The organism is Mycobacterium sp. NGS17 (genome assembly GCF_059813205.1).
Map to the genome: position 1 here is coordinate 1 of NZ_JCALED010000019.1, position 2,709 is coordinate 2,709.

General features: G+C 66.8%; 1 protein-coding gene. It reads right to left on the bottom strand.

All coding sequences use genetic code 11. The features are described 5' to 3' along the window. Positions 1–2,709, bottom strand: a 2,709-nt coding sequence (locus AC5Y7E_RS24150; protein ID WP_499950932.1) for a condensation domain-containing protein, incomplete at both ends; no start/stop codon positions are given.

The following is a 2,709-nucleotide window of genomic DNA, read 5'->3' on the forward strand; positions in this document are numbered from 1 at the left end:
TCGAATTCGATACGCAGGCCGAGTTGGGTGCCGGGAGTGGCTTGGACCGTCAGCGGGTAGTGGTTGTATTCGCGGCTGGTGAACGCCGCGATGTTCAACCCGTCGACGCCCAACGGTGCGCCGGTGTCGATCGGGTAGTTCTGGAACACGAACAGCGTATCGAACAGTTGGTCGTGGCCGGTGCTGCGGTGGATCTCGCTAAGCGCAAGGTGTTGATGCTCAAGGGTTTTGGTGTGGGCGCGTTGCAGATGGTCCAGCAGGTCGGCGGTGCTGGTCGCGTGCGTGATGTTCGCTCGCACCGGCACCGTGTTGATCAAAAGGCCTACCATCGCGTCCGCACCGACGATGTCTGCCGGCCTGCCCGAGACGGCGACGCCGAAGGCGACATCGGGGCGGCCGGTCAGCGAGGTCAGCAGTAATGCCCAGGCGGCCTGCAGCACGGTGTTGACGGTGGTGTGCTGCGAGCGGGCCAGCTGACCGAGGGCGCGGGTGATTTCGTCCGGCAACAGATATGAGGTGACGCCTCGCGGGCCGAGCTGCGGACGCCCCGGTGGACCCACCAATGTGGGGGTGTCAAAGCCCGCCAGCACCTCACGCCAGGCCGCCTGTGCGGCGTCGAGGTCTCGCTCGGCCAGCCAGGTGACGAATCTGCGATACGGGACCGGCGCCGGAAGCCGTTGACCGTAGTAGCCGGCGAAGATTTCTTGCAACAGGATTGGCAGCGACCAGCCATCCAGCACGATGTGGTGCGAGGTCACCACGAGTTCGTGCCGGTCTGGCGCCGTACGGATCAACGTGACCCGGAAGGCCGGCGGGTCGGTGAGGTCGCAGACCGCCGCCCGTTCGGCCGCACACACCAACGGGATCTGCTGCGAGGCGTCGGCACCGTCGAGGTCGACATACCGCCAGGGTGTCTCGGGATTGGCGGGAATGACCTGTACCGGCTCGTCAAATTGTTGGCAGAAGCGCGCCGCGAGGTTCGGATGCCGACTGACCACCGTGTGAACGGCGTCGCGGAGCTTGTGCCGGTCGAGGGGTCCGCTCAACGTGATGTCGAGCTGCATCGCATAGACAGCGTCATCGTTGCCGTGCGCGGTGCTGGCGTGGAAGAACAGTCCGTGCTGCATCGGGGTCAACGGCAACACGTCAGCAATCGCGTATTGCCGCTGCAGCTCGTCGATCTGTAGCTGGCTGAGCCGGGCCGGCGCGATGTCGGACGGTGTCAGCCCGCCCCCGCCGTGTTGGACGTGCGCACAGATGCCGACGAGGGCGTCGAACCATAGCTGGCTGAGCCGGCCGACTTGGGTGTGATCCAGTGCCGATTGCGCCCACGTCCAGTTCGCGTGCAGGTACGGGCCGGCCTCGGTGTCGACGGTGCCGATGTTGAGTTCGAGGGTGTGCGCCAGCGGCATCGGTATCGCTGTGGCCGCGCCGGTGGCCGACAGGCCGTCCTGACTGATCCGCCACAAGTCGCCGAGCACGTCGGGCGCCGCGCCCAAACGACCCAGATAGTTGAATCCAATCGCCGGGTCGGCCCCAGCGAGCTCGATGCCGGCATTCAGATAGCGCAACAGACCATAGGTCAGCGGCTCGGGCACGGCGCGGAGCTGCTCTTTGGCGTCCTTTATCGCCCCGCCCAGCGCAGCCTCACCGGCCACCACCTGCGGCCAGGAAACGCCGCCTATCGTCAAGGCCACCGGATATTTGGTGGTGAACCATCCCACCGTGCGCGACAGGTCGACATCCGCGGCCAGTTCCTCATGCCGCCCGTGCCCCTCGACGTCGATGCCGACGGGAGCGCTGCCGGCGCCTCGGAAATGCGTCCACGCCAATCCGAAGGCGATCAACAAGATGTCCTGGACGCCGGCGTGGAACGCGGCCGGCACCTCAGAGAGAAGCAGCCGGGTGGTTTCGGCATCCAGTTCCACCGACAAGTGCCCAGCCGTGGCGAACGTGTCCGCTTGCGGTTGGATTGCGGGCAACGCGGCGGGGGCTGCCGCCATCCGGCGCCACGCCTCGGCGTGTTCTACCACCGTTGGCTCGTGCGCCTGTCTGCTCAGCAGCGAGGCCCACCGGGCGAATGATGTTCCGCCCTCCGGCAATGTCACCGGCTGGCCGCTGTGGTGCTGCGCCCACGCGATGTTGAGGTCCTCCAACAGGATTCGCCACGACACCCCGTCAACGGCGAGATGGTGAATGATCAGCGCCAGCTGGCCCGTGTCGGCAATCCACAAGGCGCGCAGCATCATTCCGGCGGCCGGATCCAATCGCGAGCGCGCCGCGATCAGCGCCTCGTCCGATAACGCGTCCGCCGATTGCAGGCAGCCGCGCGCGTCCACCGAGCCCGCCTCCGGCACGGTCAACGACCAATCCCCGCCGTTCTCCTCATCGACGCGCAACCGCAACATGGCGTGGCGGTCTAGCAAGGCCTGCAACATCACCACCACGTCGGCCTCGGTCACCCCCGCCGGGGCCTGTACCACGATGGTCTGGTTGAACTGGTCAACCGGACCGTCCACGCCGGCCAGCCATCGGATGATCGGGGTGGGAATCACCGGCCCGACACCGGCATCGGCGAAGTCACCGACGGCGGTCATGGCCGTCGCCACTCGGGCCAGCCGGGCGACCGTCTGCTCGACGAAAATGTCGCGCGGCCTCAACGCCAGGCCAGCGGCCTTGGCCCGGGCGACTACCTGCATCGACAAAATG